Genomic DNA, 15,565 nt, shown 5'->3' on the forward strand with positions numbered 1-15,565 from the left:
TTTTTTATATTATTTAATTAGAGCCTCTACTGCATCAACATCAAATACAGGAATCCCTAGCTTTTCACTTACATCTTTACGCTCAAAAAAGTAATTATCAATTAATATTGCTCCTTCGGATACGATGTAATCAGCTTTTTTTTCTTGTTCTTTTATTTGAATTATTTCATCAAACATAATGGGGTGAAGTTTATATTTATTTAAGCTTTCATCTAATGAAAAAATATGTTTCGTAATAAGCACTATTCGTTTATTATCATTAATACTTTGATAGATGAACCTTACTAATAAATCATTCACTCGATTGTTAACAATCAAGGTATCATCAAAATCAATGTACACAATTTTATATTCATAATTAAATTGATATCGATTATATAAACAACGGTCTAAAATTAAGTTTAAATCATTTTTCATGATAGAAACCTTTTTATCTAATGCATCGAAAATTCCCAACAGTGCAAAATTCACTCCAAGTTGCCGATACAAAGCCATGGTTCCTGCTTGCCTAACAGACACTTCAAGTAATCTGTAACTACCATTGTTATTTTGTTTTAATTGAAAGAACCATGGGCCTCTAAAAGTTAATTCTTCGTTTATATCATTTGCAATTGTTTTAATCTCATCTGTAACCTCAATAGTCTCAGAATGAAATGAAATTCCCATTTGAACTCTTTCTCGTGTTCTTGGCCCAATAAAGAGCAATTCACCATTCTTATTAGTAAAGCAATCTACTGTTATCTCATGCCCAGGTAAGTATTCACAAATCAACATATCATTATCATTCAATAATAATCTTTTAGCTTCATAAAAATCAGAAGCTTTTGCAACACCTTTAGCACCTTCTCCGATATTTGGTTTCAGAAATATTGGATATTCTGTTACATTATCAAGTGATTCATAAATTTTGGGGCAAAATTCCTTTTTATTGAACAATTCATATGTCAATCTTTTCTCTCTGGCTATTAAGGCAGTCTCATAATCTGAAACGACAATTTTAGCTTTTATTTGTTCTTTATGTTTTGCTAGATAAAGTGCAATTGTGTCATGAGTTGGTATGATAATATTAATATTTAATTTCACAATAATCGCATTAATATTATCAATGAAATTAACATCATTAATATAGTAGCTACCTTCGAAATACCTATCTTCTTGATAAACGAATTTAGCATGATCTGATTTACTAGATAATCCATATATTTCTAAATGTAAATTATATTTTAGAGAATTATAAACTTCTAGTGCATTTTCTGCACCTGCTGGAAATATTAGTACATTAATTTTATCCACTTTTCACTATTCCTTTCACAACATTAATCAAGTAATCCATATCATTAGTATTGTATCGTTGGTCAATAGGAATGGGAATCATATATTTACATAATAATTGTTCAAATGAATCTTTTGGTGCTCTTATTTCCACTTCTGGCCAATAAGTAGGAATATAAATACCTTTAGATATTAATTTATCCTTTATTCCATCTTGGTTTATTAGCAATGGATATGTCATTGGACATGTAAAATTATTTATGGGCAATTTTAGCATATTCATTTCTTTAAATGCCGAATGAAGATGCATAAAATTAGAATTTCTACTGTTTATACAGTTTTCGTAATTTATGCTTTCTAAAATATTAGAAGTTAGATTGGACATTAGTTTGATTTCATCATTACAGAGATAAATTTCATTTTTCCTGTATGCATCATAAGATTCTTGAGCAGAGCAGTCGCGTCTTTTTAATAAATGCTCCATTCGGTCATAAGATATATCTTGTTCTATTTTCATTTTCAACTTACCCTTAGAATATACGTAGCCGCCATCACTTACTCCAAAGAACTTTCTTGTAGAATAAAAAGTATCAGTATCCTTAATTGGCATTGAAAAAAAAGATTGTGTATTATCAATTATTACATTTTTGTACTTTTCAACTATTTCAATAGCAATCTGATCACATAATCCAAAATAATTCACAAAAAGTATAGCTTCATGATCTAATATTTTTTTTTCAAATTCAGGTGAAAAATTAGAATTAATAACATAATATTCATAGTTAATATTTTCAGATACAATTGTATCCACTACGCTATTACAAATATAATAAGGTATATACACTTTTGAATATCTCTTTAGTTTTAATATATATTTCAAACAAGATCGTCCAGAATTCAAATGAAGGGAATCCTTATGGTAATGAGTGCCTTTCGATAATTCTATTTCGAAAAATCCACCAAATTCTCTCATTTATTCCTCCAATGTATATTCATTTAGCAATTCAATAGTGTTCGTTGCCCCATTAAACATTAAAACATCAATTATCGATAGAAAAGGTGTGAATTTTTCATTAAATTGTCTATAATCAATATCTTTCGACCTTAAAAACAGCAATTCTAAATTAAATTTTTTAAAGTAATCCTTATGATATAACAATTTCCCGCCAATTGCATTTACGTATATAGTTGCTCCTGCATTTTTACAAATAGATATAACTCTCTCTTCCCCTTTTAAATATTCAAAGCTATTTAAATCAGAGGATAGTAGTATTTCAGTATTTATTCTTAAATAGCTACATATCTTACGAATAGAGTATTCATTATATTTTGCTATATTAGGTTCTGGATTCATTAATATATCTTCCAATAAAGTAATTGTTTCATTAAAATAAGGAGCCTTTAAGTAGTTAATATTAAGAGTTTTGAAAATTTTCCTTCTCATATTTAAAGATTCATTGTCATTAATATTAATTTCATTAATTTTTTTATATGAACTCGCACCCTCCAGAGGTAAGGTAAATAGTTTTGCTTGATCACGCTCTAAATAATTATTTCTATTTATCCAGCCGTTTTTTATATAGTTAACATTATCATAAATTATGTATCTATCAACCGCATTTATCATTTGATAATATCCAATATATGCAAGAAAATAAGGTTGCATAAGAGCTACTTTCATTCAATCACCTCAACGATGATTTTCGAAATTAACTCAATTTCTCTATCTTGTAAATCGGGATATAATGGCAAGCATAATATTCTTCTGGATATATCTTGTGAAACAAAACAGTCTGAAACCTTATTCTCAAGATAAGGAAGTGTATCTAAAGAAGGATAAAAATATCTTCTAGGATAGATGCTTTTTTCATTTAATTTATTAATTACCTCAAATAGTTCATCTTCACTTTTTAAAATTATTGGATAATAAGCATAGTTATATTGTAGATTATCAGGTTTAGTAGGAAGTTGAACATGCATTTTTAAAAGATCATCATATTTCTCACTAACTCGCTTTCTTTCCAAAATAATTTTATTAATATACTTGAGATTAACTAGGCCCATAGCAGCATGAAATTCAGATACTTTAGCATTGGTTCCTAAGCAAATATGTTCATCAGCATTATGACCAAATCTTAGTTTTAATGAAGTTTTATCGTATATTTGTTTTGAGCTAGATACTACACATCCACCTTCAACAGTATGAAACAACTTCGTAGAATGAAAAGAACATGTTGAAGCATCACCATAATCTAATAATGATTTGCCATTATGAATGACCCCAAAAGCATGCGCTGCATCATAAATTACTTTTAAATTGTGTTTCTCAGCAATTTTCTCAATCTTATCAATTTCACATGGCATACCAAATACATGAACAGCCAATATTGCTTTGGTGTTTTTGGTGATTTTCCGTTCGATTAGATCAGGGTTAATTTGAAGTGTCATAGGATCAATATCAACAAAAACCGGCTCGCACTTTTCTAACAATACTGCTGAAGTAGTGGCTACATAAGAAAATGGAGTTGTGATTATTTCTCCATGGGTAATATCCAAAGCTTGTAATGCAAGTTGAATTGCAATTGTTCCATTAGTAACATAATTTATATATTCTATTCCTAAATAATCCTTAAGATTATTTTCTAACTCACTAACACATGGGCCTTGATTTGTTAGCCATTTCCTATCCCATATCCCATGCAATTTATCATAATATTCTTCAATTGGTGGTAGAAATGGTTGGGTTACATTTATCATTTAATTCGCTACCTTTCAGATATAAGAATTAGATAACTGACAATTCAAAACCATAATTATATAGTTTTCTTGATACGTTTTCTATAAGGTGTTACAATTAATGGCTTAAATATTCTAAAATATATATTAGATATAGCTTTGTCAGTAACACTCTGAGGATGTTTGATTTTTTTCTTTGCCACTTTGATTAAAAATCTTTTTATACTTACATCGTCATTTTCATTAATACCATATTGACCAAATATTTCCTCAGCTACAACTTCAACGAAATTATTGAGAAAATATCGAGTGAATAAATCTTTATTTTCTTCCATAAATAAATCAACCTGCTTATAATTACCTTTGGAATCAGTAGTCAAAAAATATTTTGTCGCACAATAGTTCGTGTTTTTTCTTAATTCATTTTTTTCACTTTTAGTTAGTTTTTTATTAAATCTATTTTCCAATAGGCGATTAAACTTTATCTTTTTTTTGTACCATTCAGGATTTGAAAAAGCAGCCTGCGCTGTATTAGTAAAATGCTGTCTATATTTAATTGTTGGTATATTAATATATTTAATTCCATTTCCTTCTTTAATTGATACAAATGTCATCCACCAATCATGAAAAAAAATATCTTCTGGAAATGGCATAGCCTTTTCGATAAGTTCTCTTCGAATTAGTGAGGTACATCCTAATAACCATCCTGATGAAATAAAATCAATAAAATCTGTTTTATCAGAATGATTTTCTGAGTATTCTTTAACTAATTCTTTGTTTTTATGCTGAAGACCATTTATATCAATTATTTCAACTGCAGAATGAATAATATCATAATCATCAATATTTTCTAATAATATTTCTATTTTATTTGGAAACCAAATATCGTCTTGATCACATAAAGCAATATATTCGCCCTTAGCATATTGTAAAGCATTCTCAAAATTTCCATTCACACCTTTTTTGTTGATATTATCAACTAAAGTTAATGGGAATTTCTTCTGGAACTCTCTTATTATTTTTACACTCGAGTCTATTGATCCATCATCACTTATAATTAATTCGATATTTTTATATGTTAACTTAGCTAGTGAATTTAATTGTTCTTGTAAATAGGATTCACCATTGAAAACTGCCATTACTATAGAAACAAGAGGTAAGTTTTTTAATCGTTGTTCTCTAAACACTTCTAACTTGTGCTTACCCACATGAGGTAAAGTATACTTTCCAAGATAGAAATTTTTTATATTATTTTTGTATTCTTCATCATTGTATTCAATTTGATCTAAATAGATTAATTGATCATTTAAATTCTTAAATGGCTCAGGATTATCTAGTGCTTTAATATCATCTGTAATTCTATTCAACATTTCTTGATAACTTTCATATACATTTATGATTCCATCATAGGTCTCACTAAAGAAATCCGAGTTATATACTGCAAAAGAAATCGCTCCCGATCTAATACTTTCACAGAAATATCCATCTATCCCCTCACCAAATGTTATCATCCATTTTGCTCTTGAAATCCAATGTTTGTATTCTTCATATGACATGTTTTCAATCTGTTTAATCCCCAGTGATGGAAAATCCTTCTTTATCTTTTCTAGAATTCTCTCTTTTAATGGGTGATTATCAATTGAGGTAAGTAAAATATTTTCTTTTTCCATAAAAGATCTATAATAGTACTCAGTTAAATTACTTGTGGAAAATAAATGAACCGGTGTATCATATTTATCTCGAAGCCTTTTAGTACAATAACGTCTATGTGCTACTGTAATAGTAACATTTGGTGTATACTCACGTAGTTTATCTATATATTTTGATTCAGGCATATACCAAATATTTTGATTCAAAATATTTATTTGAAGGTTTCGAATTCCTTTTATTTTTAATGAATCTTCATGGCTTATTTTTTCAAGAAATTGAATTACAAAATTTTCAGGAATGTGTAAAACTAAATCTTCCAAATCATTAAAATAATCAAATAATTGCTCAAATCTAAAGATATCAAAAGAATTATCAAACCCAGAATATTTTGCGAAAAGTGTATTCTGAGGTAGTGTAGATATAAGCACTTCGCTTTCATGCACGATTTTTAAACTTTTTGACACTGCAGCAATAGAACAAATTGACATTACTCCGCCATTTACTCCATCCCATCCAGGAACTAAAAAAACAATAATTTTCTTCGCATCTTTTGAATATGATTGCGTTATTTTTAAGTCTTGACGATTAATTATCTCTTCTCTAGATAATACGGACAAAATATATACACCAACCTTTTTAGCATAATGTTTGATTTCATACGGATTTATCATTATTTCTTTTAGAATTCTCTTTACTTTTCCGTTTATTTTCAATATAACCTCACCGACTCGCAATATTTAAATTATCGATATTTCAAATTAAATACTATCTATCTGTTCAACATTGCTAGTCTATAATTAGCGCATATTTCCTTTGAATCCCCTATTTCTCTAATTTCCCCTTGTTCCAACCAAATAATCCGATCAGTAAGACTTTCCATTTGTTCCAAATTGTGGGAAACAAGAATAACTGTTCTTCCATCACTCATTAGTTCATTCATCTTCTGTGAACTTTTTCTTCTGAATGCTTCATCTCCGACACCTAATACCTCATCAAGTATTAGAATTTCCGGATCAATTTGTGAAGCAATGGCAAACCCTAATTTAGCCCTCATTCCAGAAGAATAATTTTTTATTGGTATATTAATGAACTCACCCAGATCTGCAAATTTAATAATTTCTTCATATTTTCCTTCCAAAAACTTTCGGGATTTACCCAAAATTGCCCCATTTAAAAATATATTTTCTTCCCCAGAAAAATCCTGATCAAATCCAGCACCTAATTCTAAAAGGGGAGCTATTGTACCTTTAACTTCCACAGTTCCCTCAAAAGGCTTCATAATACCACAAATTAGTTTTAATAATGTACTTTTTCCAGCACCATTATGTCCAATTATTCCTAGTCGTTCTCCTTTATAAACTTCAAAAGTTATTGATTTAAGAGCAGTGAATTTTGAATATGCAAGATTTCTATTTAATAAACGTACTATGTATTCTTTGAGTGTCTCCACTTTTTCTCTAGTTAAGGTATAACACATCGATACGTTATTTACTTTAATAGCTATTTCTCTCATGGCAACTTACCTCCCGTAAAAAATAATAACTAGCATTCTCGATAGCAATTCTGACCGTTGAGAGATAACGGGAATCAAGAAATAGTAATTTAATAGCATCAAATATGCAAAATAAATTTATCTTGATTTTTCTTAAATACAATAACACCGATGATTAGACTCGTAACTGCTATGATGAAACAAGATATTAAATTATTGAGATCAGGAGATGAACCATTATAAATAATTTGTCTAAAACCATGAATATAGTGATATAAAAGATTTAATTCTAATAATGGTTGATACTTCAATGGAACAATTTCTGCCGGGTAAAATATAGCAGAAAAAAACATTAGCATCATTATAAAAATCCCATAAAGATGTACAATATCTCTAAAAAAAGTAGTAACTGTTGCAAGTACCAAACTAATCCCACATGTAAACATAAGTAGTAACACTAGATAAATTGGGATGTATAGTAAATTAATAGTAAAATGTGCTTTGGTAAATATCATCACTAATAATAAATCAAATAAAGAAATAAAAAAGATAATAAAATTAGATAACACTCTAGCGAACGTCACAATATATTTTGGAATATATACTTTTTTCAATAAATCAGCAGATTCAAGTATTGAATACATTGATGCATTCGTTGCTGCTGAAAAAAACTCAAAAACTAATCTTCCAGTGATTGCATATAACGGGAAATTACCAATGCTTGTTTTAAATAATGTCGAGAAAATAATAGTCAATATAACAATCTGAAGCAAAGGACTTAATAAACTCCACAATATTCCTATCACTGACCCTTTATACTTTTTTTTAATATCTCTACTCACAAGTAATGTAAGTAAATAATAATATTTCTTAAAAGTTTTTAAATTCTCCATATATCCTTTTACTTTAAATTCCATAAGTAGTTTTTTAGTCACTCCCATCATTTTTTTCTAGGTTATTTCTTAATATCAAACAATATCAAAGAGATTTCTTTGAACAATCAGAACCCAAACCTTAGTATTGATTCAGTATTTTATTATTAGTTATTAATTGTCATGGTTTCTTATGAATAACGAGAACTCATCTTTAAAAAAATTGAGTTATAAAAAACCAATTTGGAAACCCTCTTCCAGTATGCTAAAATAAAGTCGAACTTTAGCGAAGAAGGAGACTATCTGGAATGAGTGCAAGTAAGAATGCCTACGCGGCTTCGCGTGCAAAATCAAATGGAACAATAACGACTGATAAGAGCTCTGTCATCTTTTGGGTATTAGCTGTATTTACGGGCTTATTTATGTTCTGGGCACCTTTTCAAAGGGCGCTGTTTAATGGCGGTTCAGCTGAGTTTGAGAGAAGTATTTACTCCGCTTCGGTGTGGTCCTCCATCATCTTATTGCTTGTTGCGATCCTTGCGTTTTTTGTGTTTAAGCTTCAAGAAAAGAAAGATCTCCTTACAATTCTAGTCTTTATCATTCCTCTTACTTATGTCATATCTTTGTCAAATTCAGCCTCGCATTATTTGGCAACAAATATGGTTTACATCCAAATGTTGTATGCAACCTTCTTCATTTTAGGTGTATTTCTGACAAAAAACAAGCTTGGCGCGTCGATTATTGCCCGTTTATTCATGATCTCGGGATATTTTGTCGTGTTATTCGGACTTTTGTACTGGTTAGGCAACAAAACCTTTGCCGGTCACCTAGTCGGATGGTTCGCTCTTATGGATGGAACGGATGTGAATATATACCGCGATGCCGTCATGACGGATTCCAACGGTTTTCGGTTGACTTCGGTCTTCCAATATGCGAACACTTATGCAGCTTTTTTAATTACACTAACACTAAGCTCTTTATTCTTCATCATTAAATCTCGAAAATGGTACGTGGTGCTTGTAAATGCATTCTTGTTAATCCCAACGATCGTTTCGTTCTGGTTGACGTTATCCCGCGGTGCGATTGTGGTAATCCCGGTCGTATTCCTCATTATGATGTTTTTCTTCAAGATGAGCCGGCAGATCTTAGCGCTCGTTCAACTTGGATTGGCGTTTGGTACTTCCCTTGTTATTTTACAAAAAGTAACGGATATTGGAATCGGACTACAGAAACAACCTAGTGCTTCTGAATCTTGGCACGGTTGGTGGATTCTGCTTCTTGCTTCTTTAGTTTTCGCTGGACTAGCTGTAGTTATTCAACGCTACGCCGGGCCTTGGTTGGAGCGCATTACGGCTCGTTTCGATGCCAAAAAATACGCTACATTTATTCTACCGATCGCCGCTGTTGTCATTGGGGTGCTTGGTGCAATTCTTATTCTGAGTGACACTGGATTAAAGAACATTCTACCTGACAACGTAAAAACACGTGTTGAAAATATCAACTTCCAGCAACACAGTGTTTTGGAACGTGGTACGTTTTATAAAGATGCCGTGAAACTTTGGTCAGACTATCCCATCATTGGTGCCGGTGGCGGTGCTTGGGCTTCCCTTTATGAAAAGTATCAAAACAATCCATACACGAGCCGTCAGGCTCATAATTTCGCCCTTCAATATTTGGTTGAAGCAGGCGCGCTGGGCTTCCTAGCTTTTATTGGTTTTGTCATTGCAGTTAGTGTTTTCTATATTCGGAGCTATATCAAGAGTTCACAGGAAAAGCGAGACCTTCACTTCCTATTTTTCATTATCATGATTTCTCTTTTGGTCCACAGTATGATCGACTTTGATTTAAGCTATGTGTACTTGGGCGCGATTCTATTCCTCGCTCTTGGCGGGATGCTGAGCAACAGTTCCTCTGGTGAACTGCGGTTGAAGTCGAAGTCAGCTGTCATCCACAAGCTTTTCCCTGCAAGTATCGGGGTACTATCTCTTGTTATGTTCTTTATTTCCGCTCAGCTTCTCTCTGCCAATGGTTCTTATAAGCAAGCAATTGAAGTTGTTAAAACGAGCAAAGATTACAATCAGATCGTGTCACCGCTTGACAAAGCGCTTTCTCTGCATCCTGCTCATCCAGACTATTTGTTAACAGGGCAGGTTAGTAGAATTGGGATTCTCCTTAGTGTTTACAATCAAACGCAGAAGGAAAACCCGAACGATCCTAAGAAGAGTGATCCGTTTTTCAATCAAGCTCAGGACCTTATGGATCAGCTTTTGAAAAAAGAGCCCCATAACCGCGTCGTAGCCATGCAACAGCTAAATATGCTTCTCATGAAAGGGGAGCAGCAGAAAGCTCTTGATTGGTCGAACGCTCAAATCACTAACTATCCTTGGTATATGGATATGTATGAGAAGAGCATCTCGCTTAATATTGAGCTTGCGAGTCAAGCAACTACAAAGGGTAACACACAAGAGTTCAACACAAGACTTGACAATGCACTTGCCACATATAACGATGTGCTCGCTCGCATTGACTCTTTGAAAAACCTGCCAAAAGAGCAAGCCCAAGGCCGTGAATTTGCGGTCACACCGAACATGGTTTTGAATGTTGGGCAAATCAGCTACATGCGTGGTGATTACAAAGGTGCAGCTGCATTGATTCAGCCACGTATAACTGAGAATATGGATGACCAAGTGAACCGCGTTTTGATTCGCTGGTATTTGGCTGTGCTGCAGAAACAGGGCTCCAAGGATCAAGCGCTTATGGACAAATTGATCGCGAAAGATCCAGCTGAAAAGCAAAATATTGATGCGATTATTGCGACGAATTTTCCTGTAAAATAGAAAGGGCGCCACAGCGATGTGGCGCTTTTTTCATTCCGCTTTTGTGCCGCGTCCTATTTCTCCATCCACTCACGCCGCAAGGCGAAAAGCTCGCGCAGCTCGCTTGTCGACATCTCGGTGACCCAGTTCTCGCCGGTGCCGACGATTTGGTCACTGAGGCCTTGCTTACGCTCGATCATCTCGTCGATCCGCTCTTCGAGCGTGCCGAGCGTAACAAACTTGTGCACCTGCACGTTGCGCGTTTGCCCGATGCGGAAAGCGCGATCCGTGGCCTGATTCTCCACGGCTGGATTCCACCAGCGGTCATAGTGGAACACATGATTTGCCGCTGTGAGGTTCAAACCGGTTCCTCCTGCTTTCAGCGAGAGGATGAAGATGTGACAGCGCTCCTCCGCGGGGAGCGCCTCATCCTGGAAGCGCGCGATCATCGCGTCGCGCTTCACTGCACTTAACCCCCCGTGCAAGAACTGCACGGGTTCTCCTAACGCCTGCGCAAGCGTAGCCTGCAGCAGGTGGCCCATCTCGACGAACTGGGTGAAGATGAGGCAGCTGCCTCCTTCGCTCCTAAGTTCGTCAATCATTTCAACCAGCCGCTCCAGCTTCGCTGAGCGTGCTCTCATTCCCGCGGCGGCGAATGCGCCGCGCCCCGCCTTCTCTCCGATCTCCTTCAAAAACAACCCCGGATGATCACAAATCTGCTTCAGCTTCATCAAAGCGGTAAGGATCAAGCCTTTCTTCTCTATGCCACCTAAACTTTCCCCGACCGCATTTGAGCCCTCAATCTTCTCCATCAAGCTCTGCACAACATTCTCATACAAAGCCCCCTGCTCAGGAGTGAGCCGCACATACGCTTTGCCCTCGTACTTATCCGGTAAATCCAGCTGAATAGCGGGATCCTTCTTTAATCTCCGCAACAGGAACGGCCTAATCAAACGCTGAACGCGAGCTGTCAGTTCCTTAGCCCCATCCCCATTCTTCTCAATAGGACCTACATATTGTCGGTTAAAATGAGTCAAAGTCCCGAGGTACCCCGGGTTCACAAAGTCAAAAATCGACCACAACTCGGTCAATCGATTCTCAATCGGCGTCCCCGTCAAGGCAATTCGTTGCCCCGCAGTAAATGACCGAATCGCCTGCGACTGCTTCGTATAAGCATTCTTGATATTTTGCGCCTCATCTAAGCATAGCGTGTCCCACGTGACGCTAAACAGTTCCTCTTCATCGAGCTGCGCGAGATTATAGGAGGTAATCACCAAATCAGCATCACCAAACGAAGCTTCGAAAGCTTCGCCCTTTGCTCGCTGCGCGCCGTAATGCAGATGCACTTGTAAGGTAGGCGCAAAGCGGGTCAACTCCTTCTGCCAGTTACCAAGCACAGAGGTCGGACATATGAGCAACGAAGGTTTTAATTTTAATTGCTCCTTCACCTTCAGCAAATAAGCAATAAACTGAATGGTCTTCCCCAGCCCCATGTCATCCGCCAGACATCCACCAAGCCCCATGTTACGCAGGAATAAAAGCCACGACACCCCCTGCACCTGATATGGCCTAAGCTCTGCTCTTAAATCCTGAATTTCTTCCACAAGTGGAAAAGACTTCGTCTGACTCAACTGTTTCATCAAACCACGCAGATGACGATTGAGCTCTATTTTGACCTCCACAGCCTTGTCCTTCTCATCGCCTTCCGCCGCTAACCCTTCCTCGTCGTCAGTTCCTTCTACTAGATGCATTTCCAAAACATCCCGGAAAGAAAGGCCCTTCTTCCTCTCAACCTGCCGCATAGCATCGCGAATTTGCTCCAAATGCGCAGGATCCAGCTGCACCCATTTGCCACGTATATAGATCAGGCGCTTCTTTTCCAATGCCATTTGCCCAAATTCTTCCTCAGACAAATCCACGCCACCCAGAGCTACTCGCCAATCAAACTGCACGATCTGATCCATCCCAAACATGGCTTTGCGCGTTGATCCCACCGAGCTTTTGATCTTCGCCTTCAACTGAGGACGACCCAGCTTCTGAATCTCTTCCCACCACGATGGTAAAAAGACGGATATACCCGCCGCCACCAGCTGCAGACTCGATTCCGTTAGGAAAGTCCACGCCTCATCATCCGACAATTGCTCGATAATTTTGCCTGGTTGATACGCACTCTCAAGCTCTGGCATCATCCGCAAAACACGCTTTATTTGCTCTTGAAGCTTATCCGCAATGTCGGCCTTCCACGCATGCGGTATCTCGCCAACTAACACATTGCCCGCCGTGCTAAACTCAACGAATCGGTTCGCATCTCGGCGATCCTGGGCAATAAAACGTAACCGCCAATCCGCTGCGTTATCTTTGGCCGTCGTCGTCCCATCGATATACGTCTCCGCATAGGGTTCAACGAGCTGGACACAAATCCGATACGGTGCATCATCCTGCGCCCACCCAATCGCAAAGAGCCAATCCTCTTCCTGCATCCAAGCCGATTCTGCCAGCAAAGCCTCGAACCCTAGCTCGTTAACTCGCAGCAACCTATTCGCATTAAGCAGTCCATTCCACATCCGAGTTAAACCGAAATCCGGATCCGTAACCAGCAACTCTTCAACGATATGAGTAAACCAACTCTGCCAAAAGCTTTCCGGAAACGCTCCCGAGCTCAACTCCGAAAATCTCTCCGCCTGTCCCACAGGTACCCTAAGCTTCCAGCCATTTTTCCCTTCGCGCCAAAGCTTATAAGAAGGCAGATACCAACCACCATCCAGTGCCTCACCTAGAAAGACCGCTCCTTTTTGCAACTCCGCAAATCCATCTTCCCAAGATAATCTACTATGTAAAAGCATCCCAGGTGCACGCAAATAATCCAAAGCCATAGCAGGAGACAGCAGAATCGCGTCACCATACTTAATCCGAGTCACTTCCAATTGCGTACCATAGAACGAGCGTTCATGCCAAGCAAAAAGCAGCTTCCGCAGCATATACCCCGGAATCGCGTTCGCTTCCTCTGTTTCTCCATAAAGAGCAAAGCTTCCCGAAGGCAGTCTCTGCATTCTCATATAAACCGGTGACAAGGTCATCATGGAATCAAATTTCCTCTCCGTAATTCCTCATTGAAAGCGCGATACCGAGCGTATTGCTTAACGGTTTGCGCCAGGTACGCTTCAAAACGAGGCGTTAGCTTCAGCTTTTTATAAGCAGCCGCCAACTTCTTTAACAGTTTAACGGCTTGTACATAATCGGGACGATTTTTACCCTGAATACACGCTTCAATCGCATGATGATAAATGGGCAGGAGGAATCGGATATTCGCCTTTTCAACGACTTTTAGCTGCGCTGAATCGATATGTACTGTAGTAAGATCCAAGAGCAGACAGAGATCTGCCCACGCCTGATAATCCCCCTTCATGATTAGAAACTTCGCATAGTGATCGTAACTCGCAGGTAAAAGTGAAATCATGACTTCCCTCTGCTCTTTCTCTACATCTCGCTGTTCCGCTGCCAAACGCCAGAAATTCAAAAAATCGTCCGCATAAACACGATCATTCCACGCCATCTTCGGCTTTAACCACCGCAACCATTTCAATAAACGATCCCACTGACTCTCAAAAACAAACTCGCTTAAGTAATCAAACCAATAATCAGGCTCAATCTCGAACATACCCGATTCTGCTCGTTCCCTGGCATTCTCATCCTCACTTTTGCATATATCCAAATGTATAGAACCGAGCGTCGCGACTTGGCGGGCCTGTTGACTCGCTTGTGGATCCGACAGCAGCTGCCTGAGCCTTGTCTTTTCTAACTCCACCATGTCCTTATTCTGAAATAACTGCGTCCATAACAACTTATAGAAATCGATCCAGTCATACAGGTACATGTTCGAGCCGTTTTCACAGATGTCAGTCAGATAAACCGATAATTCCCTTACATGCTCCCCATACTGCTTGTAAGCATTTTTGACATCAAGCGTTTGAAGCGAAAGTTCCAACTGCTCACGAGCATGCTTCAAGACACGTTTAACATAATAATTCGTATTTTGATAAAAATCATACGTAGTCGCCTTAGACCCTGCCATCGTATCGCATAGCTGCATCACATATAACGCCACCTGAATGTCATATAGACTTCGAATCGTCGGTTCCCATGTGTCCGCAAGTTTATTCAGTTCTCTCCAAGCGCGGATACACACTTCCTCCAGGCTGAACGCATTATAAATCTTCGAATTACCATATTGCTTATAAAAATAAGCACGCCACTTTTCGCAGCTGTCTGTCGGTTGTGGTAAATTCTCAGCCTGCTTTGACGTCTTTATAACAGGAACATCTAACTCCAATTGCGTGATCTGCGTAGCTTTCTTGGCACGAAATCTAAAATCTTCTGGATCATACCCATTCTGCTTCGCCACTTCATAAAGCACGGCAGCCATATGCTTACAATAGTAGCCGTACGGACACGTACAACTACTCCGCGTGAAGGTTTTGAGATCCAAGGTAACCTTGTACCTGCTTGTTCCGTCCGCCCTTGCTTTTATGATCGAGGTGCCTTCCGCTTGAATATCCCTTACAGCACCTTCCTTAAAATATGTCCAACCTCTTTCGAGGATCACTTTATCAAATTTAGGACGTATCCGTTCGATCCAGAACGGCCAGTCTATTTCTAACTCTTGCATGTTTTCCTATCCCCCGTTACCCACTCAACTTCCTTCACTTATTATATAATCAATTCTCCTT

The 15,565-nt window shown here is 37.0% G+C and carries 10 protein-coding genes; 1 reads left to right on the top strand and 9 read right to left on the bottom strand.

The features are described 5' to 3' along the window. Positions 1-9: 9 nt before the first annotated feature. The 7 genes from AC58PQ_RS11695 to AC58PQ_RS11725 form a co-directional block, all read right to left on the bottom strand. Positions 10-1,293, bottom strand: a complete 1,284-nt coding sequence (locus AC58PQ_RS11695; protein ID WP_497242108.1) for an ATP-grasp domain-containing protein — start codon at positions 1,291-1,293, stop codon at positions 10-12. After that, complete coding sequence (locus AC58PQ_RS11700; RefSeq protein ID WP_497242109.1) at positions 1,286-2,245, bottom strand: hypothetical protein; 960 nt, start codon at positions 2,243-2,245, stop codon at positions 1,286-1,288. The genes AC58PQ_RS11695 and AC58PQ_RS11700 overlap by 8 nt, the downstream gene beginning before the upstream one ends. Continuing rightward, the gene (locus AC58PQ_RS11705) at positions 2,246-2,953 is read right to left on the bottom strand and encodes a WbqC family protein (protein ID WP_497242110.1); all 708 of its coding nucleotides are present in this window, start codon (positions 2,951-2,953) and stop codon (positions 2,246-2,248) included. Continuing rightward, positions 2,950-4,029 carry a DegT/DnrJ/EryC1/StrS family aminotransferase gene (locus AC58PQ_RS11710; protein ID WP_497242111.1) on the bottom strand — a complete coding sequence of 360 codons (1,080 nt, stop codon included), beginning with the start codon at positions 4,027-4,029 and terminating at the stop codon, positions 2,950-2,952. Before AC58PQ_RS11710 ends, AC58PQ_RS11705 begins: the two co-directional genes overlap by 4 nt. A gap of 56 nt (positions 4,030-4,085) precedes the next feature. Beyond that, entirely contained in the window at positions 4,086-6,371 is a 2,286-nt protein-coding gene (locus tag AC58PQ_RS11715) for a glycosyltransferase (RefSeq protein ID WP_497242112.1), read from the bottom strand. 56 nt (positions 6,372-6,427) lie between these two features. Further along, complete coding sequence (locus tag AC58PQ_RS11720) at positions 6,428-7,171, bottom strand: ABC transporter ATP-binding protein (RefSeq protein ID WP_497242113.1); 744 nt, start codon at positions 7,169-7,171, stop codon at positions 6,428-6,430. Between the two features lie 98 nt (positions 7,172-7,269). After that, entirely contained in the window at positions 7,270-8,085 is an 816-nt protein-coding gene (locus tag AC58PQ_RS11725; protein WP_497242114.1) for an ABC transporter permease, read from the bottom strand. Between the two features lie 245 nt (positions 8,086-8,330). Between AC58PQ_RS11725 and AC58PQ_RS11730 the strand changes: the two genes are divergently transcribed. Next, a complete protein-coding gene (locus tag AC58PQ_RS11730) occupies positions 8,331-10,859 on the top strand; it encodes an O-antigen ligase family protein (protein WP_497242115.1) in 2,529 nt (842 codons plus the stop codon). Positions 10,860-10,912: 53 nt separating this feature from the next. On the opposite strand, the gene AC58PQ_RS11735 is transcribed toward AC58PQ_RS11730, so the two are convergent. Together AC58PQ_RS11735 and AC58PQ_RS11740 are read right to left on the bottom strand one after the other, a co-directional pair. Then, entirely contained in the window at positions 10,913-13,918 is a 3,006-nt protein-coding gene (locus AC58PQ_RS11735; RefSeq protein ID WP_497242116.1) for a DEAD/DEAH box helicase, read from the bottom strand. Next, positions 13,915-15,504: an SWIM zinc finger family protein gene (locus AC58PQ_RS11740; protein WP_497242117.1), complete on the bottom strand. Its 1,590-nt coding sequence runs from the start codon at positions 15,502-15,504 to the stop codon at positions 13,915-13,917. Before AC58PQ_RS11740 ends, AC58PQ_RS11735 begins: the two co-directional genes overlap by 4 nt. Positions 15,505-15,565: the final 61 nt, after the last annotated feature.

The sequence above is a fragment of the Paenibacillus sp. J22P143 genome, from assembly GCF_059692035.1.

What these genes read in the sequence shown, in the direction of transcription:
- AC58PQ_RS11700 (WP_497242109.1), bottom strand. Translation starts at nt 2,245, where the DNA reads ATGAGAGAATTTGGTGGATTTTTCGAAATAGAATTATCGAAAGGCACT.
- AC58PQ_RS11705 (WP_497242110.1), bottom strand. Translation starts at nt 2,953, where the DNA reads ATGAAAGTAGCTCTTATGCAACCTTATTTTCTTGCATATATTGGATAT.
- AC58PQ_RS11710 (WP_497242111.1), bottom strand. Translation starts at nt 4,029, where the DNA reads ATGATAAATGTAACCCAACCATTTCTACCACCAATTGAAGAATATTAT.
- AC58PQ_RS11720 (WP_497242113.1), bottom strand. Translation starts at nt 7,171, where the DNA reads ATGAGAGAAATAGCTATTAAAGTAAATAACGTATCGATGTGTTATACC.
- AC58PQ_RS11730 (WP_497242115.1), top strand. Translation starts at nt 8,331, where the DNA reads ATGAGTGCAAGTAAGAATGCCTACGCGGCTTCGCGTGCAAAATCAAAT.
- AC58PQ_RS11735 (WP_497242116.1), bottom strand. Translation starts at nt 13,918, where the DNA reads ATGATGACCTTGTCACCGGTTTATATGAGAATGCAGAGACTGCCTTCG.
- AC58PQ_RS11740 (WP_497242117.1), bottom strand. Translation starts at nt 15,504, where the DNA reads ATGCAAGAGTTAGAAATAGACTGGCCGTTCTGGATCGAACGGATACGT.